This window comes from Nitrospiria bacterium (assembly GCA_035498035.1).
Taxonomy (GTDB): Bacteria; Nitrospirota; Nitrospiria; order JACQBZ01; family JACQBZ01; genus JACQBZ01.
The window spans coordinates 64,547-88,223 of the sequence record DATKAN010000010.1 but is presented as its reverse complement, the minus strand read 5'-3'; the positions used below and the strand labels follow the sequence as shown (position 1 = coordinate 88,223).

Here is a 23,677-nt window from a genome sequence, read left to right as displayed (position 1 = left end):
ACGGGTGCGTCGGTGGAAATCTTTGACCTGGTCGTGATCGGGGGTGGCGCGGGAGGGTTGGTGACGGCAAGCGGCGCGGTGCGCCTGGGCGCCAAGGTGGCCCTCATCGAGCGGGAACGTCTCGGCGGGGAATGCCTCTGGACGGGCTGCGTCCCCAGCAAGGCCTTGATCCGCTCGGCCAAGATCAAGCACCTGACGGAGCATGCCGGCTCCTACGGGTTCCGGGACCAGACGCTTCCGGTCGACTTCGCCCGGGTGATGCAGCATATGCGGGACGTGATTTTGACGATCCAACCTCACGATGATCCGGACCGTTTTCGAAAGATGGGTGTGGAAGTGATTCAAGGCCGGGCCGTGTTCGCCGGCCACGACCGGCTGGAGGTCAACGGCCGCGTACTCAAGTCGAGACGGTTCTGCATCGCGGTCGGCGCCGATCCGCTCCTCCCTCCGATCGAGGGGCTCGACCGCGTCCCTTACATGACACACCAGAACTTCTTCGAACAGTCCCGGCAACCGGAACATCTCCTGGTGGTGGGCGGGGGCCCCGTCGGATGCGAGATGGGGCAGACCTTTCATCGGCTGGGAAGCCGTGTCACGGTCGTTGAGACGCTCGGTCGCATTCTCAACAGGGATGATCGGGAAACGGCCGGCCGGCTTCACGAGATCCTTGTAAAGGAGGGCCTGCGGATCGAGCTGAATACGAGGGCCGAACGGGTCGAGCGGCAAGGCGACCGGATCCGTCTCCATTGTGTTCGCGACGGTCAATCCTTTCCGGTCGAGGCGGACGCGATGCTCGTGGCGGCGGGAAAACGTCCGCGGGTGGATGGGCTCGGGCTGGACGAGGCGGGGGTTGCGTTCGATCAAAGTGGAATCAAGGTGGACCGAACCATGCGGACGACCAATCCGAGGATCTTCGCCTGCGGCGATGTGACGGGCGGCTTTCCGTTTACGCATACGGCCGAGTACCAGGCCGGGCTGGTCGTTACCAATGCGCTGGTTCCTCTCCTGAGGCGGAAGGCCGATTATTCCGTGGTTCCCTGGTGCACCTTTACCGATCCCGAGCTGGCCCAGGTCGGCCTGACCGAGGAACAGGCCCGGCAACAATTCGGCGAAGGGGGTTACCGGGTCTGGCGGTTCGCGGTGGCCGACAACGACCGGCACATCATCGACGGGGAGACGCAGGGAACCGTAAAACTGCTCACCCGCCCGAACGGCCGGATCATCGGCGGCACGATCTTAAGCGCCCATGCCGGGGATCTGATCCATGAATATGCCCTGGCGCTTAAGAAAAGGGGAAGGGTGGCCGATATCTCGGGAATGATCCATGTCTATCCGACCCAGGCCCAGGCCAATAAACGGGCGAGCGACCAGTATTATGCCGATAAATTCTTTGCGGGCCGTATTCCGAAACTCCTTTCTTGGTGGTTGAAACGGGTTCGTCCCAAGCCGCCCTAAGAGAACCGCGGGGGGAAGCGATCGTCACGTGGCCAAGCTAGAAGCACCGGAATGGTCCAAGATCCTCTCGGTCTTCCTCGGGTTTAGTCTGTCCCTCTTCCTGGGTTGCGCTTCCGGAGGTAGCGGGACGGTGTCTCTGGCACCGGAGGAGCGGCAAAAGATCACGGAACTGGTACTCTCGGTGGCCGAAGACCCGGAGGAAAGCGTCCGTCCGGCGAGGGAGGAGCTCTGGGCCATTCTGAAAAGGCGGGGCTCGCCCACCCCCGGTCAACTCGAAGGGCTGAGGACCCAATTTCGCATCATCGCCCGCGGCCATCCCCTCTTTTGGCGGGACGCCCAGGAAGCCTTGCAGTTCCATCGGATGGTGAAGAGCCCGGAGCGGGCTCGATGGGAAGACGGGCTTGCGCAAACCGGATGGCTTTCCGATCTTCAACGGACCCGGTTCGACGATCTCATGAAACAGGTGATCGAGGAGGAGCCATTTCCGTCCAACCACGGGGTGGAGGTTTCGCTGAGCCGGAAGATGGTGGACGAGATCGTGAACAGCTGGGACGACCGGGAACTGGAACGGTCGGTGGACGCTCTCCTGACCCCGCCGAACTGATGTTTCCGGCGCCCCCCGAGAAGATGTCTTGCCGTTAATTATTTATTCTTCTGACCGAACACCTTCTGGAAATGGATCAGGGCCAGGTGCTGGGCGTAATCGAAAAAAAGAGCGGCGGAATAATGTCCGGTGGGAAGCATGACCATGGAAGGCTTTCCGGCGGCTTTCCAGAGGGCCATAGCGTACCGTCGTTTGATCACGTGATCAAAATAACCTTCGATCATCAGGGTTCGTTTTGGATCGAGCCGGCTGGCATAAGTCAGCGGATCCACGTTTCGAAGCCGGCGTTCGACCTCGGCCCGAAGTTCATCGGGTGAAAAGTTTTCCTCCTTTTTGAATTGGTTGCGGAGGGAAACAACCGTGGGTTCCGAAGACGACAGGAGTATGCCGGCCAGGTCCCCGCCCCCCAGAATAAAGACCCCGGCCCGGATCCTCGGATCCGCCCCGACCGCGACGCTGCTGATGATCGCCCCCATGCTGACCCCGATGATGCCGATGCGCTGGCGGTCCACGAAGGGTTGTCCGTCGAGCCAGTCGACCCCTTCCATCACATCCATCACATCGTCCTTCAGCAGGGATTCAAAGCGGGTCAGCGGGTCGCCGCTGTTTTTGGCCAGCATCAGGTGGCCATGACTTTTGAATCGAAGGCTGATGAAACCCGCCCGGGTGAAATAAAGGGCCATCCGTTCCGTGAAGTAATCTCCCTGCGTGATCGGATGGATGATGATGACGGGGGCGGTTTGAATTTGATCGGGGACATACAGGAAGGCTACGTGGTGTTGGAATTGAAGTTTTTCTATCGTGTAGCCGTCGTGAACCTCGCGGGAGAGGATTCGCGGGGGCGCGGGGGAAGGGTCGGTATGAAAATAATCCGGATCAATCGAAGGGATGGGCGGCGATTCGCGACGGACGTTCTGCGGACCGTAATATACACAGCCGGCCAGGTCGAGGGACAGGCCGAGGAGAAATGGGATGAGGATGAGACGATGGAGGATGGACATCGATTTCAGATTCATGGTCATGCGGATTCCCGCCGGGTGCCGTTGAGAAATTTTTCAACATTCAGGGTTTTAGTAAATTATATCTTGATTGGGGACCTGTGTCATGACTCCATTTGAGGGGGGAAGAGATAAAAAAAGGGGCGGGTTTCGGCGTCAGGGCAGCTTTTTGAGCAATTCCTCCCAGGCCCGTTTGGCGACCTCTTCAAACGGGATCGGTTTCTCGCGGACATCCTCGCCGGCGACCGTGGCCGAAGAGGACCCTTCCCAGACGATCGCTCCCGAGGACACATCCCAAATCTGGGCAAATACGCGAAGGGAGGAGGACCGGGTTTGAAGGAAGCGGATGCCGAGGAAAGAAAAGCGCGTCGCCGTGTCCTGGGAGAATTGAAGCAGGCTTACCTGAATCAGATAGCGGACGTCCAGGGCCCGTCCGATTTTTTGCTGGCTCGTTTTTCGAAGGATTCCGGAAATTTCATAGGTTCGAACCATTTCAGCGTACTCATCCGCGAGATCGTCGTTGTTCAGAAGGCTCAAGGTTTCCTGGGGAGGGGTCTGGGGTATTTGGGGATAGGTTTCGCGCAGGGCCTTGGAAAAGGAATCGCCAAGGACACGGCGGTACTCGTGGAAAATATCCACGGCGACCGCGGACAGGATGGCGACCTTGCCTTCCTCAAGATTATGGTGCGAGAAGTCCGGCGAACGTTGCAACTCGACCGCGGTAAAATTAAACTGGCTTAATGGCCCCGCGCAGGCGCTCAGACCGATGCAGAGCAGGATCCCCGCAAGAATCTCCTTCATCCGGCCTCAGGAATGGATGGGAATGATACCGGAGGTTAGTATATCTTAATTAAGAAACTCTGTCATCTCCCTGTTGTGCGTCAGTTGTTTCCCAGAAGGACCAATGAACGGTACACGGCGTCTCCGATCGGGCCGAGGGACACCCCTCTCCAATAAGAGTAATTTTTGTTTTCGTAATCCGACGGATACATGATGTACCCGTACGCCCCGTTGCAAAGGCCGCAGAGCATTTCAAAGGGAGCGTGTATATCGCGCCGCAGGTCCTTGCCGATGTTGGGAAACGCCTCTCCTGGAATGGTCAGGAGCGTCAGTTCTCCCATTTTGACATAGCTGAGCTCAAGCGGAATCGTATGATCGTCGCCGTTGCGTGGATCGGGCACCTTGTTGAAGAACGCCGCGATTTTGAACCAAGGATTTGCCAGCGGCACCCTCAGGACATCATCCCGCACGGTAATCGCATAATCAGCCGACGGCACGGTGTGTAATTCCATGGCCGTATCGCCGATCATCCGCCCGAAACGGTCCGCGGCCGGCCAATCGTCCTCGCCATTGCGCTTGATGGCCGGACCCACATGCCCTTGGGTCCCGTTCATGAAGATGCCCATCCCGCCGCCGAGTTCCCGCACGTGCTCGTAGAACGAGCCGACAAAATCGGCGGTGATAAAGTTTGTTCGCATGATCGTGGGATGCACGGCATAGTTGACGAGAGTGAAAAGCGCCTCTTCTTTTCCATCCCGGATCCTCGTGGCGCGCATGACCGTGAACGCGGGATCGGGTATGGTGAGATCGTGTTTAAATCTGGAATATTGAACCGTCGTAGATCCAAAGTGCAATGTGATATCTTGCATATCACGCATCGCATCGTTCAAACACGCCGCCGCGGCGTCAATCGTCTCTCGCATGTAAGGCCCGTCTCTCCCGCTTAAGGGCCCGAAGCCCCACAAACCAGTGGTGTCCGGCCCGCTGTGAGTATGAGTGAAACTCACGATGATATGCTCCGGTGCAAGTGCGGGCACCCCTCTCTTGATGGCGACTATGTCGGGTCCGAGCATCCCGATGAGATCCATGCTCACGATGCCCACGCGCGTTTTTCCGTTGGAAAGCACGAAACATCTCGCGGATAAGGGGTCATGCACGCCTTTGCTTACTCGGCCGCTTTGAAAACCGGCAAGATACACCGCCTTTTGCGGTGTTATGTCTTTGATCGCGACGCCCGCCTCCCAATGCGCGCCAACGCTCTCTTTCTCAATCCGCGCCGGTTCCGTGGATGTGATGTACTTCTCCGCGCACCCGAACAATCCTCCGACCGCCAGAAATAGCGCAATGAAATGTCTTTTTTTCCGTACCATGCGAATTTCCCGTTAGCTTAGGGTGTAAAAAATGCTGTCGGTAAACGGATTCATCTTAAACGCGTTTTCAAACCACATAGGGGATTTCGGATCGTGCTCATGCATTCCTTACCGTAATTCTATCATAAAGAATAATTTTGTGGAGGCGGGAGTTCCATCCAGATCATTCGACTGGTAATTTGGACCCGATCTTGGGACGGTCGACCGGTGCTGGCCCTCAAGATCCGTCCGGCCAGATCCCGTCCCATCCCTTCGGCGCGCTCGAACACGCCCTTTCCATCGGGAGGATGCGGCCGTTGATCCGCCACGGCCCCGGAGGTATAAAGGGCGACAATCTCCGGATCTTCCTGTTTCGCCCGTTCTTCAAGGACGCGGCTTAGCACTCCCGGAAAATCGCTCGACTTCAGTCGGATTTCGCTGCGCAACACGGTCGGATGCGCCGAAAAGTTGACCAGATAGGCCAGGGGTCGGCCTTCCGGCGTTTTGAATACGAGGAAGATCAGGTCCGGATCGGTGGGGCCTCCCTTGATCATGCGATTTGCGATCCGGTCTCCCGCATCGACGCGGCCGTAGGCCACGTCGGCCGCTTGAAGACGCCGATACGCCTGGATCGCGGCCTGCGCCGCGCGGGTCGTCGTCATTTCAAAGAGCCCGTCGTTGTATGGCCCCGCCGCCAGACTTTCCCAGAAACGTTTCCCGAGACTTCCGGGTCCGGAATGGGTATGCGTGGCGGCGATCAGCAAATGGTCCTCCGGGAGCGGTATCACGGCGCGTATTTTCTGAGAAACGGAGTTAAAAAAATCTTCCGTGACCGCGAGAAGCTCCACGCTTACCAGAACGACCGTCTCGCGGCCGTCGGAAATCGCGAGCGCACGGGCCATGATGGGGTCGTGGACGCCGGTGGATATCCGGGCGCCGTAGGCGGCCAAGGGGAAGCCGACGGGGGGCGTGATTTCGATTTTCGCCGTTCCGATCCGGAGGGGGCCACGCGGATGTTCCCCGGGCGCCTTCTGAGTCAACGCGTTCAGCGCCTGTTCCGTCCGGTGAAAGAAGGGCTGTTGATCAATCGGTGTGTAGTCGATCGAGAGACATCCCCCCAGCGATGCGATGACCACCGCGTAGAGGGATGAGCGGAGGAATTTTGTTCGGCGCTTCATCATAGATTTAAGTCAGGAGTCGTTACAGACGCGGGTCCTGTCCTGCGGCAGCCCAACCGTGCTCGCCACCCCGCCCGGTATAGGGACCCCGGCTGCGCTAGGTGGGGCGCCCCGCCTCCGGCCCCCCGCTTTCTACGGTTTGTTCTGGATCAGATCGATTAAGGCCCGGGTCACCAAGGGCGCCATCTTCGAACTGGTCGAAAGCGTCTCTTCGTAATGGTCTTTGGATCCGCAACGGTCGGTCCCGAAAACCGGTCCGGGATTGAAAGTCGGAAAAACGAAATCGTTGGCCGGGACGATATAACCGAGTTCATCGTTGGCGAGACCGAACAAAAAAGAATACGGGGCCGTCACGGATTCCCGCAGGACAGGCTCTTTCGGCGTACCGGGGTTGGAGGCCGCGGTCCGCTCCTTGCCGATGCCGTCAATGGATTTTTTACGTTCGGTGACCGTCCAGCAGGTGGCGGTGTCCTCCAGGTAGCCGCCCAGCGCGATCTCCGGAAACAGTTCGCCCGGCACCGTGATGATCTGTGCCAGGGGAGCCTCGATCGGTTTGGGCCGGGCGTCTTTCGTGCCGGTCCGTCCCAGAAGGGTGATGAGGTCCACCTCGGTCCGGATATCCTGTCCGACGGCGGGTGGCTTAACCGGCCGGCCGTTCGTGTACGTTTCGCGTTGGATCACGCTCTTTGAGATAAGCGTTTGGAGGTAGCGGTTGTCGAGAGGGATCATGAGCGTTTTTGTCTTAACATCCAGTCCGAGGATCGATACCGGGGACGATCTCTGAAGCGATTCGAGGGCGGCTCCGGCGATCAATTCCCCGATGCGTTGCATCTTTTCCCAGGAGCGCTGCGGCAAAATATTCCCGGATTCGTCTTTGACCTTTGTTCGCAAGGTCGACATGAGGCCCCCGACCGCGCCGTTGACGTAGATGGCGGTTCCTCCAATGCCTTCAACCCTCCGGCCTTGCAGGGTAAAACCCCCCTTCTCGATGTCCTCGCGCACGTAGTGGGGAAAATCGGAAGTGATCAGGCTGCCCGTCCCGCCCGTGGTCTCCGGATGAATGGCGCCGTTAATCACGGTGGCGATGGTCCGGCCCTGGAGGTCAGCCACCTTTAGGATCATGAGCCGATTGTCAATCACGATTGGATCCCGCAGGTCCGCGATGATTTGTCCAAAGGCCTCCGGCAGGGTTGTCTTGGCAAGGGTGAGACGGGCCGGTTGGAGCCGGCGGTCGGCTTCGCGAAGCGCCGCGAGGGTCTGACGCCGGATGTGCTCCATCAGGCGCGGATCTTTTCCGTCCGTGAAAGGATTGGGCCCCCAGAGGCCGACGGTGTCCGGACCTTCGTGCGTGTGCGTGCTGGCCACGATCAATTGGCGGAACCCCAGATCCGCGGCTTCCTTCCGGATGGCCTGGACCTCCGGGTAAAGGTATCCTACGACATCGAGGGCGACCAGCGCCAATTTCACGTCACCGTATTGAAGGACCAGGACTCGTGTCCAGAGCGGATCATGCACGCCGGTGGCAGTGTAGTAGGATTTTTTGTGCTTAAATCCGGCCAGAAACGGTCCGTCCCACTTCCCGTTGTGGTTGGTGTCTTCAAAGCGGTCCGATGCGGCGGATGGATTTAACGGGTCCGGGGCGTCGTAGCGCCCGTTCCCGTTGTCGTCTGTATAAGGCTCCTGCCAGAGATGTCCTTGCTCGTCAACCGGCGTGATGGTTTCAGCGGCGGCGCCGGCCAGCAGTTGGGCCGTCGCGGGGGGCGTCGAGTCTTGCACGGAGCCTGAATAGACCGAAGGGAACGTCAGGAGCGACAGGAGAAAGGCCGTGATCGATAAACGAGTCACTCCCGAGAGTTTCATGATCAAATTATAGCATAATCATTCTGTTGCGTTGCGGCATCCGGGTCGATGGACTGTACTAAATCCAACGGGGACCGGAATATCCGGACCGGCATAGGGGCGGTTCACCAACTCGAAGACGGAGGACCGGGAGCGGATCCGGAAATTTGTAAAGAGATTTTAATTCCCCATCCCAGAAAATCGCTGCGGGTTTTTATAAAACAGAGACGCCGCTTGAAATGCGTAGGCACCACGATCCGTGTTATCACACCGGCATGGTGAATCTTTTCATGGCGGTCGCTCCTTGCTGTCCGTCAAAAATAATAATTGATTCCTGCCGACCACTCCTGCCGGCTGTTTATCACGTTCCATCCGGCTCGAATATCGGCGTTTTGGGATATTGAGTAGCGTTGGACGGCGGAGGCTTTATAATAATGGGATTCCTGGCCCAACGGAAAACTCAAATAATCTCCCGTGATCTGGATTCGCCAATCGTGAGTGAGATCGATCAAGGCTCCGAACGTTCCTCCACCTCCGGCCCGATACCAGCGATCCAGATCATGGGACAGTTCCATTTCAAGATCGACCATCGAATAAAAGATAAACGGGGAGAAGAAACGGGGTTGATAGGACATCCCCAGCCCGTAGTTCCCTTTGAACGAGTTGCAGTAACCGCAATCCAGATCCTTGGGGGTGTCCACGCCGACGTTCAATTTCCATGAAAGTTTATTGAAGAGCGGATCGTACGGTGTCAATGAAACGATATCGATGAGTTTGAGGCTGTCGATTTTGGTTTTTTCGGATTCGTTGTATCTCCGCGCGGTCAGATCAAAAAATAGGATCTGGGAGTCCTTCCTGTAGCCGGTGTCGTTGGCCAGAAGGTCATGATAGGCCGGCCGGATCGAAATCTCTTCAAAGAATTCGTTTCCATTTCGGCCATACCCTATCCCAGCTCGTGCGCTTCCGTGCCCAAGCTCCGGCGGTGTGGAAAATTGGATCACCTGCGGTGACTCGTCATTCCGATAGTTCAATTGACTGCGCACCAAGAGCATTCGCCTTGTGGTCGGATCGATCACCGTTGCGGTTTTTTCCTTCTGCATGCTTCGATACTGGGCGTAATCCAGATAGGCGTCCAGTACGAGGGCCTTTTCGGGGAGAGTCAAATTCTGGTAGTCTGCTTCCTCGGTGGCGGAGGGATTCTTAACCAGACGATAGAATATCTTATTTTCACTTTCAGACATCCGGACCCGTTTGTTGTTCAACTGACTCAGAAGAGAGGGACGGTACACCTCCTTTGAAATCAGGCCACTGTTTCGGGTGAGTGCTTTGATCGTGTCTGCCGGAATCACTTGAAAGATAAACTGATCCGTCAAATGAATGTCGGGATCGGCCACTTCCAGCAATGAGAGGATGTGGTAGGAGCAGTTTTCCTGAAAATAATAATAGTCGAAATAGTTGCCGCCCAACTCCCACAAGTGAAGCAACATGTAATTAATCTGATCGTCGTTCAAATTCAATTCATATTCCCACAAGTCCCGATTTTCAAGGTTGTTGTATTCCTGGACTTTAACATAATAGGGGACAAGAGAAAAGGCTCCTTTAAATCCCCCGAACAGTCCTTTAACGATATAGAACAAGGGATTGTCCGTGTCGGCCGTCGCCGCATAACTCACTCCGTAATCCAGGAGCTTTTGCTCCGAGCCTTGCCGTTTCTTGTCGATGCGCAAAAAGGTGTGTCCGAACATCGAGGCCGGATTGTTCATGTAGCTTGAGGCAAAAATGACGGTGACCTTCTCCGGGTTCAGATCTTTCAACCACCCTTCGAGACGCTCGCACTGCTGTTCCGGAAGCCGTGCGGGATCAAAGGCGAGTTGGCGTTTGAGCCATTTGTAACGAGCCGGGAAATTGCACTGGGGATGTTCCTGCCCGGGCTTCAAGGTTTCTGGAGGGGTGAAGAAATTTTTGAGTGTCGCGATCAGCTCTTCCTCGGGATTCGTCTTACCGGTGGGCGAATTGAAAAAATCGAGGCCGTCTTCCTGACTCTCGTATGTTCCGAAGAGCGTTTTCTTGTAATGAACCAGAAGATGCCAGTTTCGTTTCTCAGCCAGACCCTGCGTTCGGGCCTGAAGAATGAGCTCGTTTAGGTAACGTTCTCGGTCGCCATCGGCGTCACCAGCGGCATAAGCCGAAGCCGCGTTCCACGAGATCATGAGAGCGGTGATGGCAATGAGGAAACTTATCCGTGCCATGGCATGAAGATTTGGGGTAGTGCGGCGGCTCCGGGCGGATAAAAAAAGGGATACGACCATTTGCTTTGGACGGCAAAAATGATCGTACCCCCTGAATGTTATGATCTTCCTTAGTTGATACAGGTCGTCGATAGTTCGGTGTCGCGTGACACCACGCCCCGGACGGCGGTCAAGACTTCTGCCGGCGTGGTGGAATCGCTCGCAAAGATCGCCGGGTAATTATGTTGGGCCACGGTGTTGAATCGGGGTTGCTGTACCGTCGGGCAACCCATCATGCCAGCCAGTGCGGTAAGCTGTTCTCCTTGACCGACGGCCATGTCCTTGGCCAACCCGGAGAAATTGATTGCGACGAACTGCTCCTGTTCCAATTTAGACGTGTCAAATCCTTTCGCGTCGCAATTTGAAGTGCCAGAGGAAATGGCAAAAGTCTGATTGTCGGAGGTCCCGTTTGTCGTAGCGGCAAGAATCTGAACAGGTCCTTTTTGGTTTCCAAATAGCAGCGAGCCCAAACCACAACCGGCATCGCCATAACCGGCGGCGAATGCGGATGAGGAAAACAGGATCGTTCCAACAATCGCTAAAATATATTTCTTCATTTGATCCTCCTATAAGATTCGGTTGACAGGCCAATTCTGTAATCCGTATCTCATTTTTTTATATCTTGGAACACGATGCCGCCATTATCGGGTCACTCGACAGGTCTTTTTTCAGAGAGGCCAGCATTTCCGATGGCGTTTCCTGTTCACTCGAAAAAATTGCATTGTAGTTTTCTCTGGTGAAGGTTGCGAAGTGTTGCGTTTGGTTTGTGGAACAACCCATTAAGCCGGCCAAGGTGTCCAGGTTTTCCCCCTCACCCGCCGCCATTTCCTTTGCGAGACTGTGATAGTTACTTTCGACAAATTGGTTCTGCTCTAGTTCGGCCGCTCCCATCGAACTCTTGCATCCGGAAGTACCCGAAGTCATGGCGAATGTCTGATTGCTAAGAAAACCATTTAAAATTGTTGCGCCGAGCTGAGCCAGGATATCATTGTTCTTTCCAATCTCCTTGCCGCCCCATCCGCAGCCCGCGGCGCCGTAGCCTGCCGCAAGAGCGAAGGACGTCGGGATTAATGCAATGGCTGCGATGAGGACCGATAGCCCCACTTTTCTAATCATAAATCCCTCCTTAGGGTTGAAGGTTACGGATACACGCTTACTTACCTTTGACCACGGTGCAATATTCTCCATAGATGCCCAGGATATTTTTGGTCGAGTGATCAATCACGGAAACCTCAGTGATTCCCGCATTGGCCTTTGCGGTAGCGATTCGCGCATCGCCGACTGCAATCAGAGAGAAAAATGACTCCGCGCAGGCTTTTCCTTCTTTGGTGGAACCGGTGGCCGATGTGGACACGTCGCCGAACTGGACATCCGTGTATAAAATACCCCTCGCCGGCGTGGCCACGGCTAAGCAACCAGATATGCTTACCGATAGGACCGCCAAGATGATGAGGTGTCTACGCAATAGGTCCTTTATTTCAATTGTGGTTTTTCATTCGGAACGGAAAACGCTTGATGCGCGTCATTATTTAATACTCACGCCGGACATTACTGGCGATTTTACGAAGCGCCCCGCAGAATTTAGCGTTCGAGGCGTTTTGTTTTTAGCATTCTTGTTCAAGATTGTCAAGTTAAAAATGTTCAGAGGGTTCCAATATTCCTCCTCGCATTTCGATTAAATTTATTGGCGGCCGATGGTCTTTAAAAATTGGAGAAACTTTATATCGCGCAAGGCAATTTTTTAAGAATAACCTTGATCAGGTCAAAACCCCTTGACAGCGCGCGCAAACTGCCGTATGATGGTTCGACCCTCCAGCCGGAGAGGATGCAGTCCCTATAGATATGCGAGCGATGACCGAAAGCCCCAAACGACCGTTGAGGGCTTTTTATTTTGTGAGGCTGATCATTCGGCAGTTGATGCATCGATCGATGTTACGTGACGGCCCTACGGTCACATGAAGTTTGAAAGGCTGGTCCATGGAAGTCAAAGTTTACCAGGAAGGCCTTGAAAAGGCGATCAAGATTCTCAAGCGGAAAATGGCCAAGGAAGGCATTTTCCGGGAACTCCGTCGCCAGCAGGCCTATGAAAAACCGAGTGTCAAGAAGCGCCGAAAACGGCAGGACGCCCGAAAGCGAAGGCTGAAGGCGGAGCGCCGCGGCCGTTGACATGCCGGTTCAGTCTAACCGCCCGGGCGGACGAAGATCGGGTTTGAGAAAATCCACGGCCGCCACTGCCCGCTAATTCTGAGAGAAATCTGGACCCGATAAACTCCGGCCTCTTCAACCGGTACGCTGAGATGCGCCGTAGTCGCGGTTCGGATGACGGTTCCATTCCGCACCAGTTCCATCAATCCCACGACGGGGCTGTCGACCGTCAACGTTAATCCGGGCGTCTGCCGGACTTCGTCTCCTTGTATCCCTTGAAACGAATCATCGCCTGCCCAGAAAACAAATCCGGTGGAATCCGAGAATGTGTCGAAGGCCACATAGGCATGACCGGAAGCCAGGGCCCGCAGGACTTCGGACTCGTTCAATTCCTTCGCCAAAATGTGGGTCCGGACGAAGCCGAAACTCAGCGCATAGGGATCGATCTGATGGCCCAGGACCCGTATATTTTGATGCGCATCGTTTCCGGCGATGCCCGTCCACCGTCGCTGCCGGGAAAGTTCGTCCCATTTCTTAAGAGCGGCATCCGGCCGGTCGAGGATGGAGAGGATAACCTGATCGGAATAGTTGCTGTAGGAATATTCGATATCGGTTAAATATTCCGGGAACCGCCAAGGGTGATCGACGGCGTCGTCCAGAAGATCGTAGATCTCCATCCCGTCAATCCCCGGGAGGTCCCAATCTTTAAACCCCCCCGGGTGGGCGGCAAAGGCGAGCCCCCCTTGCTGTTTCACCCGGTCGATGATCTGGGCCATGGTCAGCGGTTTGGGATCCAGATAGTCCTTGAGCCCCAGCACCAGCAGACTGTCGCAGGTGTCGCCCGTACGGCCGGCGCATCCTTTAATGATCTCGGAGCCCCGAAGAACCAGGATGTTATCATACCAACCCTCAAAGCCACGGGTGTAGATCCGTGGGTTGTGGTGATCCGTCATGATCACAAAGGCCAAACCATTCTGTTTGGCCGCCTCGACGATTTCATCCACGGTTCCCTTGCTGTCGTGAGAAAGGAGCGAGTGGACATGAATCACGCCGGGGAAGTCGTGATAGCCTCCAACCGGCGGAACCGGTCGGCGCGTTTGCTTCAGCCCCTCGATCTGTTCCCGTTGCCTTTGCCAGTAGGAATGGGTGGCGCAGCCGGCGGTGAGAACGACCGTTATGAGGACCGCCAGGACCCGCGCGCCTCGACGAAACATCAGGCGTCCTTTCCGAAGCGGGTGTGGGGGCAGATATTCTGATAAGCGCAATACCGGCAGGCCATATAAGAGGGCCGTGCGGAAAAATCTCCCGAGCGTATTCCGGAAAAAACCTTCCGGATCGCGGCCGCCGTCTTTTCCAGATCCTCCTCCGTCTTCTTCGCGCGGCCGACACGGCCGGATTCCAGAAAATGCAGCTCCACGCCGTCCGGGATTTTTCCGTATTGTTTCTGGTAAGCCAGGGCGTAGATGGACAGCTGAAGGCTTTTTTGGGTTTCCACGTCCGCTTTCTTCTGGCTCGGAACGTTGGACGATTTATAATCGATCACGCGGACCTCTCCGCCGATTTCGTCGATGCGGTCCCAGCGGCCCGTGACCTTTGCGGACTCCGGACCCGGGTCGATGAAAAACTTGAACCCCTTCTCGACCGCGGCCGGTACGATGCGGGAGGCCTCCTCGTTTTGGAAGAATCGCCGGAGCGTTTCCCGCCCGGCCCCCAGACGACGCTCTTCATGTTCCCGGCTCAGGAAGCCGTCGTTGACCCAGGCCTTATCAAAGACCTGCAAAAGCTGATCCAGCGGCATGGATTTTCCCGTCATTTTCTGCCGGAGGTAGGCCTGGACCGCCGTGTGCAAGGCGCTTCCGTACATCACCGTCGGGTGGCGCGGGATGGGCGGCCGGATCAGGTGGGCGAACTTGTATTTTAGCGGACACGTGAGGTAATCGTCGATCTTGTAATAACTCAAGACGGGTGCTTCCACCGGATGATAGGCCGCGATGTTGGGATCGAGCGGCGGCCCGGCCGATCGGCGGATCACCTCCAGGGCGGCCGAACGACGGACCGGGACGGTCTTTTCATTCAAGCCCAGGGCCTCCAGAACGAAGCGGCTGATCCGGCGGGATTTTCCGCTGCCGTAGTCCCGCGCCGAGGTGAGATACAGCTCTTCCTTGGCCCGGGTCATGCCGACGTAGAACAAGCGGCGCTCCTCCTGAAGGTGAAAATCGCCGGCCGGCAGTTTGTCCTTGATCAGCGTCTCGGGAAAATCGATCGGGTCGCCCCGCTCGCGGCTGGGGAATTTCAGCTCCACCAGACTTACCATGAACACGACCCGGAATTCAAGCCCCTTGGCCTTGTGGACCGTCAGGATGCTCACCCTGTCCTGATCGGTTTCGATCTCGGCCACGGACGGGTCGTCGCCGGCCTGGATCAGCGCGTCCAGGTAGCGGATGACCCGGGGAACCTGTTCGTGCTGTAAAACGGCCTCGATCCGGCGGATCTTTTCAAAAAATTCCCCGATGTTTTTGATCTTGAGTTCGGCTTCCAGGGACTCGGCCTTGGTGAGCTCGGTCAGATACCCGGTCTGTTGGAGAAATCGGTAAAGCAGCACGGAGGCGGCATAGTGTCCCGACTCCTCGCGAAAGTGTCGAAGGTCCTGAAGCAGCCGAGTGATCACGGTCATGGCCTGACCCGAAGCGGTGAAGAGGTCAGGCTCGTTCTTAAATTGAATCAAGGCCTCCTCCAGTTTCAGATTTTTCCGGTCGGCCAGGTTGGAGCACCGGATCAAGGTTTCCATATCGAGCCGGTAAATTTCGGAACCGGCCAGTTGGTAGAGGCTCAGGCTATCGGCGGGGTCGGCCAGGACCCGGAGGAACGCCCCGAGGGTCCGGATCTCCTCCCGGCGGTAGAGCCCCCGATTTCCGGTGAAGGAATACGGGATCCCCCGCATGTTGAGCGCCCGCATGAACGTTTCCGCATCCTGATTCGCCCGCACGAGGATCGCGAAGTCCTTATAGAGATAATTTCCCGTATCCATCTTTTCTTCGATCGTCCGGGCCACGGCGTCGGCTTCGGCCGATACGGTATCGTAGGCCAGGTGAAGCACCGGAACATCGCCCATGCGGTTGGACTTCAAACGCTTGTCTACGGAGTTCCGGACCTCCAGCCGATCCGGGTCGTTGTTGCGGATCAATCGGTAGGCGGTGTCCAGGAGGGTCTGTGTGGCGCGGTGGTTTTCGGTCAGGACGACTTGGCGGGCCTCCGGATAGTGCTCCATAAAATTGAGGATGTTGCTGATCGCCGCCCCGCGGAATTTATAAATGCTTTGATCGTCGTCCCCCACCACGACGATATTCTGATGGTCTTGAGCCAGAAGGCGAACCAGCTGGAACTGGGTGTAGTTGGTGTCCTGGAACTCGTCCACGAGGATGAAACGGAACCGTTCCTGGTACCGCTGCAGGATCATGGGATGGGTCCGAAAAAGACGGAGGGGCAGCAGCACGAGGTCCCCGAAGTCGACACGTCCCTCTTTTCCCAGGAGCCGCTGGTAAGTTTCATAGGTCCGGGCCAGCTCCATTTGTTGTTGGGCCTGTTCCGCAAGATTTTTGTCTTTTGGTTTTTTCCGGGCCAGCCGGTCCAGCCTTTCGGCAAAAGCGAGATACTCCTCCGGGCTTACGTCCTCGTCCTTGGCCCGTGAGATGAGCGTTAAAATCGCCTCGACATGTTTCGTGGGATTGCCGAGGGGCCGGTAATAGTCCAGATCGAATTCGAACAGATGGTCGAGGAAAAAGATGACCTGCTCCGGGCGGGAGAGAACTTGAAAGTCGGTGGTCAGACCCAAGGCCAGACCGTGTTCGCGCAGTACGCGCTCCCCGAAAGCATGGAAGGTGCTGATATGATACCCGAAGGCACCCATCGGCACCAGGGTGTCCACGCGCTCCTCCATTTCATGAGCGGCTTTTTCGGTGAAGGTCAGTGCGAGGATCTCTTCCGGCCGGGCCGTTTGAGTCAGGATCAGGTGGGCGATCCGGTGGGTGATGACCAGGGTCTTGCCGGTCCCGGCGCCGGCGATGATCAGGAGCGGGCCCTTTTCGTGCTTGATCGCTTCCCGCTGTTGGGGGGTGAGGTCCATGCCCCATTTTACTTTTGCGACGGGTCGAAGTCAAACTTAACGGAAAACCTTGCGAAAGGCCCCGATCGCTTTTTCAATATCCTTCCCGCTGATATCCAAGTGCGTCACGGCGCGGAGCAGTGTCTTCCCAAAAGGGACGACGAGAACGCCTTCCTGCTTTAAAGTTTCGACGGCCCGCGGCGGGGAATAACGGCTCTTTGAAATATCAAAAATGACGATATTCGTCTCGACATGATCCGGATCGATCGAAACCCCGGGCCGGTCCGAAAGCGCCGTGGCCAGTTGTTTGGCATGGGCGTGATCCTCCGCCAGTCGTTTGACGTTATGATCCAAAGCGTACAATCCGGCCGCCGCCAGGATGCCGGCCTGCCGCATTCCGCCGCCGAACATTCGGCGCAGTCGTCTCAGGAAGGGAATCCGGTCGGCCGAGGTACAAATCATCGAGCCGACCGGCGCGCCGAGTCCTTTCGAAAGACAGAACGAGACGGTATCGAACGGCTTCGCATATTCGGCCGCCGGTATTCCGCTTGCAACGGAGGCATTGAAGATCCTTGCGCCGTCCAGATGCATCGCCACGCCGCGGCTGCGCGCAATTTTGGCGATGGCCTTGATCTTCTCCAGAGGATAGATCCTCCCGCCGCCTCGGTTATGCGTGTTTTCAAGACAGATCAGTCGCGTGGGCGGCAAATAATTTTCATCCGTGCGAATCGCATCGGCCACCTGCTCCGCTTCCAGGATGCCGCGCGCGCCGGCCAGCGGATAAAATTGAATTCCGCTGAGGGCTCCTCCGGCGCCGGCCTCGTAATGGAAGATATGGGCCTGGGCCTCGATGATCACTTCATCGCCGGGTTGGGTCAAGAGCCGGACCGCGAGCTGGTTGGCCATGATACCCGACGGAACGAACAGCGCGGCCTCTTTTCCCACCCGTTCGGCCGCACGCTCCTGAAGGCGGTTGACGGTGGGATCCTCGCCGAAGACGTCGTCTCCGACTTCGGCCCCGGCCATCGCCCTTCGCATCGCCGGCGTAGGACGGGTCACGGTGTCGCTTCGGAGGTCAATCCGGGAGTTCATGAAAGGTTTGTCCTTGGACGAGGGAGGGGCGATGCCACCGCTCGGAGCGGTAACGGATCAGGAGGAGGGTCATCCGCACGAGCCAGTCCACCACCATGATGCTCCAGACGAACGGGAGGCTTAACCCCAGGCCGTAGGTAAAAAGATAGGCCAGCGGCACCCGAACCACCCAGCTTCCGACCACCGTGGTGAATAAGAGGTATTGCGTATCGCCGGCGGCCTTGAGCGAGCCGGAGAGAACCATCGTGATCGCCAGCGGGATCTGGAGCGTCGCCACGATTTTCAAGAAGAGGGTTCCCAAACGGATCACCTCGGGATCGCTGGTGAATAGGCGGAGCAAAATGTACGGAAAGAAGAAAAACAGCACGGCCATGCCGGCCATGAGCATCACGGCGAACCGATTGGCTTCCCAGTTGACCATGTTGGCCCGATCGCGTTGATTGGCTCCCAGGCTCTGGCCGACCGCGGTGGTCGCGGCGATCGAGAGCCCGTACCCTGGCATGAAAGAGAGCGCTTCGATCGAGACGCCGACCTGATGCGCGGCGTAAGCGGCCGTTCCGTAAAACATGATCATCTTGAGATAGAGGGTCTGACCGGCCTGTTGCAAGGCCCGGTCCCCAAAGACCGGCAGTCCGATGCGGAGGACTTCCCTGAGCAAAACCAAATTGAACCGTCCCGCATGAACGGCCCCGTGCCGGTAGAGCGCCCAGAAAAGGATCAGCACGGCGACGGCCTCCGAGATTCCGACCGCGATCGCCGCCCCCACGATGCCGAGCTGCGGCGCTCCCCAGAGTCCGTAGATGAGGGGATAGGCGATCAGCACATGAAGCACGTTGGCGATGATCACGGCGATGAGGGGGCTTCGGGTGTCCCCCACCCCGTACAGAATGTTGGAGAGAAGGTTCACGAGGGCGATGAATCCGAACACCCCGAAGATGACTTTAAGGTAACCGTCCGCCAGATTCACCACGTCGGGCTCGGCTCCGAGAAGGCGCCCGCCCTCCAGTCCGAAGAAGCCGCCCAACAGACTGATCAGAACGGAAAGAAAAATGCATAACAGGATGGACTGGAAAGCGATTCGGGCCGCTTCCGGCCGCCGGCGGCCCCCGCAGAGTTGGGCGACCACGACCGTAGTGCCGGAGGACAGCGCCCAGATCACCGTCAGCGAGATGAAAATCAGGAGCTGGCCGATTCCGACGGCCGCGATGGCCGGGGCACCCAGCCCGCCGACCAGAAAGATGTCGACGATGCTTACGGACCGCTGGAGGAGGCTGCTGAGGACCACCGGCATGGCGAGGGCGACAACCTCGCGGCGGACCTGTTTACGAAGGAGTGACTTGCCCACTTCCACATTATAGTGCATTTTCATTTCAAGTCAAAGACAACCCATTTCACAAAGATCGCGGGATTATGATATAGTCACCTCATGCGAAATAAGACCGAGCCAAGCCCCTTTCTCGATGTCGCCCTCCAGGCGGCAAAGGCCGGTGGAAAAGTTCTGAGGAAGTTTTTCGCCACCGATATGCGGATCGATTTCAAGGGCGAGGTGAATCTGGTGACCGAGGCGGACCGGGCGGCCGAAGCGGTCATTGTTCGCACGATCCGCAGACGATTTCCGGATCATCGGTTCCTGGCCGAGGAGGGTGGGGAACATGCCACGCCCGAATCGATCGGATCCGACCACAAATGGATCGTCGATCCGCTGGACGGCACCACCAACTTTGCCCACAGCTTTCCGATGTTCTGCGTCTCCATCGGGTTGGAAACCCGTGGCGAAGTCGTCCTGGGCCTGGTGTACGATCCGCTGCACGAGGAGATGTTTCTGGCCGAGAAAGGTAAGGGGGCTACACTGAACGGCCGCCGGATCCATGTGTCGAAGACCGAAAAACTCAACGCCAGTTTGCTCGTGACCGGCTTCGCCTACGATGTGCGGCAGGACCTGTTGAACAATCTGGATCACTTTTCAAACTTCAGCCTTCGTGTCCAGGGTGTGAGGCGGACCGGTTCGGCCGCGCTGGACCTCTGTTATGTGGCCTGCGGTCGCTTCGACGGATTCTGGGAAATGAAGCTTTCGCCGTGGGATACGGCCGCGGGTTCTCTGATCGCCACCGAAGCCGGGGCGACCGTGACCGATTTTGGAAACCGACCGTATCAGATCTACTTGAAGGAGATCCTGGCCAGCAACGGCAAGATTCACCGGGAGATGGTCGAGGTTCTGGAATCGGCCAAGCGCTCGGGTCGGTAGATATTCGGGTTGAGCGACGCTTGTCAATTCGCCATCATCGATCCCTTTCAGAGATTCCCTGTTGAAAAACCATCGTTCCGAGCAGCGCGGGTGGTACTTTTACGATTGGGCCAACTCCGCCTTCTCCACGACCGTAGTAACGGTTTTCCTGGGTCCATATCTCACCACACTGGCCATTTCGGCCGCCGGTCCCGATGGGTTCCTGGACCTTTTCGGCCTCCGCCTGAAGGCCGGCTCGTTCTTCCCCTACGTGGTTTCCTTATCCGTGCTGCTTCAGGTTATTTTTCTGCCCGTCTTAGGCGCGATCGCGGACTACTCGCATCGGAAAAAGCAGTTGCTGGCCGCCTTTGCCTATCTGGGCGCCTTGGCCACGACCGGCATGTATTTTCTGTACGGGACTCGCTATCTGGTGGGCGGGGGGCTCTTCGTTTTGGCCAATGTCAGCTTCGGCGCCTCGGTCGTCTTATACAACGCCTTTCTCCCGGAGATCGCCGGCCCCGATCAGCGCGACTCCGTTTCCTCCATGGGCTGGGCGATCGGGTATCTGGGCGGCGGCCTGCTCCTGCTGATGAACCTGATCCTGTTTTCAAAAGCCGACGCTTTCGGGATGACAACCGGACAGGCGGTGCGGATCAGTCTGGCCTCGGCCGGAGTGTGGTGGGGATTCTTTACGATCATCCCGTTGTTGACCCTGAAAAGCCGGCAGCCGGTCAAGCGGCTGCCGCCGACGGAAAGCTTTCTGACGGTCGGGTTTAAGCAGCTTGGTCGCACCCTCGGAAAAGTGCGGGCCTACCCGCAAACCTTGCTCTTTGTCGTGGCCTATCTGTTTTACAACGACGGGATCCAAACGGTGATCACATTGTCTTCGGAATTCGGCCAGGAAGAATTGAAATTACCGCTTTCCACATTGACGACCGTAATTTTAATGGTGCAGTTCGTCGCCTTTTTCGGATCCCTCCTTTTCAATTTTGTCGCCAAAGGCATCGGCAGCCGGCAGGCCATCGCGGTCAGTCTTCTGATCTGGACCGGGTGTCTGATCTACGCCTATGGCTTCCTGCAAACCGCATTCCAGTTCTTCATTCTGGCCGCCGTGATCGGCATCGTTCTCGGCGGCAGTCAGGCCTTGAGCCGCTCGGTCTATTCGCTCATGATACCGAGAGGCCAGGAGGCGGAGTATTTCAGCCTGTACGAGGTGAGCGAACGGGGGACCAGTTGGCTGGGCCCGCTGCTCTTCGGCCTATCGCTCCAGCTGACCGGAAGCTATCGTATCGCCCTTGTTTCCCTGGTGATCTTTTTTATCCTGGGCCTGGTTTTATTGCTGCGTGTGGATGTTCGGAAGGCGGCGATCGAGGCGGGCAATCAACCGCCGACGTAGGAGCTCGCGGCGCCCCCTTCACACATCGGCTGCGAACGGCCGGGTGCAGGGGCGGACCCGGATAGAGCCCCTCCTCTCGCTCGCTTGGCTCGCTGGGATTCTACTTCTTCGAGTGGGGATCCCGACCGGCCCGTTGACATTCCAGCCAGTCGCGCTCCGCGATCTTCAGAAAGGCCTCGACCACCTTGGGATCGAATTGCGATCCGGAGCAGCGGAGGATCTCGTCCCGGGAGGCCGGATACGTCAAGGCCTTCCGGTAGGGCCGATCGGTGGTCATGGTGTCGAAGGCATCCGCAACCGAGAAAATGCGCGCGCCCAGGGGGATCTCTTGGCCGCGAAGCCCCTTTGGATACCCCTTGCCGTCGAACCTTTCGTGGTGGCTGATGACGGTTTTGAGGGCGCCGTCCAGGAAGCCGATCTGTTTGAGGATGTTGTATCCGATGGAGGGGTGCCGTTGCATTTCGGTCCATTCTTCGGCCGTGAGTTTGCCGGGCTTAAGGAGAATATTATCGGAGACGCCGATCTTGCCGAGGTCGTGCAGAAAGGCCCCCCGATAAATGTCCTGGCGGTCCGTCTTGGACATATCGAAGGGATCCGACAATAAAAGCGTGTATTGTGCGACGCGTTTCGAGTGATTGCCGGTTTCGTGCTCGCGCGCGTCCAGCGCGGCCACCAGCGCCTCCAGGGTATGATCGTAATTGAGTTCCAACTCCGCCAGGGCGTCCTGGAGTTTGGCGGTTCGCTCCACGACTTTGGACTCGAGTTCCTCCTGATAGTGCTTGTTTTCGACGACCAAGCGCCTTTTTTCCAGGGCACTCTGGGTCGCCAGCGTCACCTCCTCGAGATGCAGGGGCTTGATGAGGTAGTCATAGGCGCCGAGTTTGAGGCAATTGATTGCGATCTGGGAGTCGTCCAGTGCGGTGATCATCAGGACGGCGGTATCCGGCCACTTGGCCTTCAGGGCTTGCAAAAGCCAAACACCGTCCCGTCCAGGCATTCGGATATCCGTGATCACCAGGGCATGGGGGGTCGTTTCCAGCACCTCCATGGCGTTCTGCGAATTTTCAGCGATGGTGCAGGAGTAGCCGACCTTGGCAAGATGACGGGACAGAATGGTTCGGATATTGGGTTCATCGTCCACGATCAGGATCTTTTCAGTTTCGATGGGCATCCGATCCAAACCCTCACTTTTTTAGGGACATTGTTTTCCTAAGAATAGCAAATTCAGGCCGCCTGTCAAGGGGTTAAAAGGCGAATCGATATTTTGGCGACATGCTGAGCGGTCCCACGACGACTATCCCATGAAAGGGGTTGGCGTGAAGGTCAGGATGAAGATCGCAAGCGAGACCCATCCGATGATCTGCCGGCTCCGGCCGAGGGGACGGTCCGCATCCAGCACCGGCGGGTGATTGATCCCGAAAACGAGCGGAAGCACGGCCCAGAGAAACCAGCCCGGCCAGCCGATTATCCCGAGCAGAATCAGGGTAGGGACCATAAGCAATGAAAGGGTCCGATGATGCCGGCCGAGGACGGCATACACCACATGACCGCCGTCCAGTTGGCCGATCGGGATCAGGTTGAGGGCCGTGACGAACATTCCGATCCAACCGGCAAACGCGATCGGGTGCAACAGCACATCATAATTATCCGGCACGGGGCCGATGGTCAGATTGGAAATAATCGAGAAAATCAACGGGGTGCCGAGCTTCATTCCTTCGAGGGTGGAAACCTCGACAATGCGTGAATGATTCAATCCGACCGCCACGGCGATGATCGCCACGACGAATCCGGCGATCGGTCCGGAGGCGCCGATATCGAGAAGCGCGCGTTTGTTCAGGATCGGCGAGGTCATTCGAATAAAGGCTCCGAAGGTTCCGATAATCGACGGAGCCGGGATGAAGTAGGGCAGCGTGGCACTGACCCCGTGGTAGCGGGAGGTGAGGTAATGGCCCATCTCATGCGTCAGGAGGATGGCCATCAGGGTGAAGGAGAAGGGTATTCCGCTGATCAGCTCGACCGGATGGCGGAAGACCTCCGCGCCCTGTTGAAGGGCGCCGGCCAGGAGCGTCGTAAAGATCGTTGCGATGAAAAGCAGTGCGTTGACCCAGGGGATCTGTTGGCGGATCCGGACTTCTTCACCCGAGCGAAACGATTCGGAATCGGTCTTCGCGGGTGAACCGGGTTCGTTGATCGGGATGGGGTGTAGGGAAGGTTTTTCCATGGCCGA

20 protein-coding genes are annotated in these 23,677 nt (G+C 57.3%); 6 read left to right on the top strand and 14 right to left on the bottom strand.

The window, feature by feature from the left end:
• Positions 1-12 precede the first annotated feature (12 nt).
• Both VMN77_01590 and VMN77_01585 read left to right on the top strand, forming a co-directional pair.
• Positions 13-1,455 carry an FAD-dependent oxidoreductase gene (locus VMN77_01590; protein HTN42474.1) on the top strand — a complete coding sequence of 481 codons (1,443 nt, stop codon included), beginning with the start codon at positions 13-15 and terminating at the stop codon, positions 1,453-1,455.
• 28 nt (positions 1,456-1,483) lie between these two features.
• Positions 1,484-2,059 carry a hypothetical protein gene (locus VMN77_01585; protein HTN42473.1) on the top strand — a complete coding sequence of 192 codons (576 nt, stop codon included), beginning with the start codon at positions 1,484-1,486 and terminating at the stop codon, positions 2,057-2,059.
• Between the two features lie 38 nt (positions 2,060-2,097).
• On the opposite strand, the gene VMN77_01580 is transcribed toward VMN77_01585, so the two are convergent.
• The 8 genes from VMN77_01580 to VMN77_01545 form a co-directional block, all read right to left on the bottom strand.
• Positions 2,098-3,081, bottom strand: coding sequence for a prolyl oligopeptidase family serine peptidase (locus tag VMN77_01580; GenBank protein ID HTN42472.1), 984 nt, complete (start codon positions 3,079-3,081; stop codon positions 2,098-2,100).
• Positions 3,082-3,213: 132 nt separating this feature from the next.
• Positions 3,214-3,858, bottom strand: a complete 645-nt coding sequence (locus VMN77_01575) for a hypothetical protein (GenBank protein ID HTN42471.1) — start codon at positions 3,856-3,858, stop codon at positions 3,214-3,216.
• A gap of 80 nt (positions 3,859-3,938) precedes the next feature.
• On the bottom strand, positions 3,939-5,207 hold the full coding sequence (locus VMN77_01570) for a hypothetical protein (protein ID HTN42470.1): 1,269 nt from the start codon (positions 5,205-5,207) through the stop codon (positions 3,939-3,941).
• A gap of 122 nt (positions 5,208-5,329) precedes the next feature.
• Positions 5,330-6,367: a neutral/alkaline non-lysosomal ceramidase N-terminal domain-containing protein gene (locus tag VMN77_01565; GenBank protein HTN42469.1), complete on the bottom strand. Its 1,038-nt coding sequence runs from the start codon at positions 6,365-6,367 to the stop codon at positions 5,330-5,332.
• Positions 6,368-6,496: 129 nt separating this feature from the next.
• A complete protein-coding gene (locus VMN77_01560; GenBank protein HTN42468.1) occupies positions 6,497-8,224 on the bottom strand; it encodes a hypothetical protein in 1,728 nt (575 codons plus the stop codon).
• A 293-nt stretch (positions 8,225-8,517) separates the two neighbouring features.
• Positions 8,518-10,452 carry a DUF4105 domain-containing protein gene (locus tag VMN77_01555; protein HTN42467.1) on the bottom strand — a complete coding sequence of 645 codons (1,935 nt, stop codon included), beginning with the start codon at positions 10,450-10,452 and terminating at the stop codon, positions 8,518-8,520.
• A gap of 110 nt (positions 10,453-10,562) precedes the next feature.
• Positions 10,563-11,048 (bottom strand): DUF3015 domain-containing protein, encoded by a 486-nt coding sequence (locus tag VMN77_01550; protein HTN42466.1) that lies wholly within the window; start codon positions 11,046-11,048, stop codon positions 10,563-10,565.
• A 58-nt stretch (positions 11,049-11,106) separates the two neighbouring features.
• Positions 11,107-11,607 carry a DUF3015 family protein gene (locus VMN77_01545; protein ID HTN42465.1) on the bottom strand — a complete coding sequence of 167 codons (501 nt, stop codon included), beginning with the start codon at positions 11,605-11,607 and terminating at the stop codon, positions 11,107-11,109.
• 119 nt (positions 11,608-11,726) lie between these two features.
• On the opposite strand from VMN77_01545, the gene VMN77_01540 reads away from it, so the two are divergent.
• A complete protein-coding gene (locus VMN77_01540; GenBank protein ID HTN42464.1) occupies positions 11,727-12,170 on the top strand; it encodes a hypothetical protein in 444 nt (147 codons plus the stop codon).
• A gap of 298 nt (positions 12,171-12,468) precedes the next feature.
• A complete protein-coding gene (rpsU, locus tag VMN77_01535; protein ID HTN42463.1) occupies positions 12,469-12,657 on the top strand; it encodes a 30S ribosomal protein S21 in 189 nt (62 codons plus the stop codon).
• Positions 12,658-12,671: 14 nt separating this feature from the next.
• On the opposite strand, the gene VMN77_01530 is transcribed toward rpsU, so the two are convergent.
• Genes VMN77_01530 through VMN77_01515 form a run of 4 tightly spaced genes read right to left on the bottom strand, consistent with a single transcriptional unit; the run spans position 12,672 to position 19,193 of the window.
• Entirely contained in the window at positions 12,672-13,850 is a 1,179-nt protein-coding gene (locus tag VMN77_01530) for a CehA/McbA family metallohydrolase (protein ID HTN42462.1), read from the bottom strand.
• A complete protein-coding gene (locus VMN77_01525; GenBank protein HTN42461.1) occupies positions 13,850-16,759 on the bottom strand; it encodes an ATP-dependent DNA helicase in 2,910 nt (969 codons plus the stop codon). Before VMN77_01525 ends, VMN77_01530 begins: the two co-directional genes overlap by 1 nt.
• A gap of 36 nt (positions 16,760-16,795) precedes the next feature.
• A complete protein-coding gene (ltaE, locus tag VMN77_01520; protein HTN42460.1) occupies positions 16,796-17,830 on the bottom strand; it encodes a low-specificity L-threonine aldolase in 1,035 nt (344 codons plus the stop codon).
• Positions 17,814-19,193, bottom strand: coding sequence for an MATE family efflux transporter (locus tag VMN77_01515; protein HTN42459.1), 1,380 nt, complete (start codon positions 19,191-19,193; stop codon positions 17,814-17,816). The genes ltaE and VMN77_01515 overlap by 17 nt, the downstream gene beginning before the upstream one ends.
• Before the next feature lie 63 nt (positions 19,194-19,256).
• Between VMN77_01515 and VMN77_01510 the strand changes: the two genes are divergently transcribed.
• Positions 19,257-20,075 (top strand): inositol monophosphatase family protein, encoded by an 819-nt coding sequence (locus VMN77_01510; protein ID HTN42458.1) that lies wholly within the window; start codon positions 19,257-19,259, stop codon positions 20,073-20,075.
• Positions 20,076-20,136: 61 nt separating this feature from the next.
• The gene (locus tag VMN77_01505) at positions 20,137-21,450 is read left to right on the top strand and encodes an MFS transporter (GenBank protein HTN42457.1); all 1,314 of its coding nucleotides are present in this window, start codon (positions 20,137-20,139) and stop codon (positions 21,448-21,450) included.
• A gap of 100 nt (positions 21,451-21,550) precedes the next feature.
• Here VMN77_01505 and VMN77_01500 read toward each other — a convergent pair whose 3' ends face one another.
• Together VMN77_01500 and VMN77_01495 are read right to left on the bottom strand one after the other, a co-directional pair.
• Entirely contained in the window at positions 21,551-22,621 is a 1,071-nt protein-coding gene (locus VMN77_01500) for an HD domain-containing phosphohydrolase (GenBank protein ID HTN42456.1), read from the bottom strand.
• A 123-nt stretch (positions 22,622-22,744) separates the two neighbouring features.
• Positions 22,745-23,671, bottom strand: coding sequence for a site-2 protease family protein (locus tag VMN77_01495; protein HTN42455.1), 927 nt, complete (start codon positions 23,669-23,671; stop codon positions 22,745-22,747).
• Positions 23,672-23,677: the final 6 nt, after the last annotated feature.